The organism is Streptococcus sp. UBA632 (assembly GCF_002300045.1).
Classification (GTDB): domain Bacteria; phylum Bacillota; class Bacilli; order Lactobacillales; family Streptococcaceae; genus Streptococcus; species Streptococcus alactolyticus.
This window is the reverse complement of sequence record NZ_DBPA01000030.1, coordinates 1081-1310: the sequence shown is the minus strand read 5'-3', so window position 1 is coordinate 1310 and position 230 is coordinate 1081. Positions and strand designations below refer to the sequence as shown.

1 protein-coding gene is annotated in these 230 nt (G+C 37.4%); it reads right to left on the bottom strand.

Annotated elements, in window-relative coordinates; all coding sequences use genetic code 11:
- On the bottom strand, positions 1–230 hold a 230-nt coding region (locus B3473_RS03955), incomplete at both ends, for a sugar nucleotide-binding protein (protein WP_293674964.1).

The window sequence follows — 230 nt, the reverse complement described above, 5'->3', positions numbered from 1 at the left end:
ACAAAGTTTTTACCGTAGTTACCAAATACCCAAGCAGTACGGATGATGTAGAAGTTTTTAGTATATTTTTCAACTGCTTCTTCACCCAAACGTTTTGTACGACCGTATTCAGTTTGAGGATCTGGAGTATCATCAACTTCCCATTCTTGACCAACTGGTTTTTTACCATCAAAAACGTAGTCAGTTGAAATGTAAACAAGAGTTGCACCATATTTTGCTGCAGCTTTAGC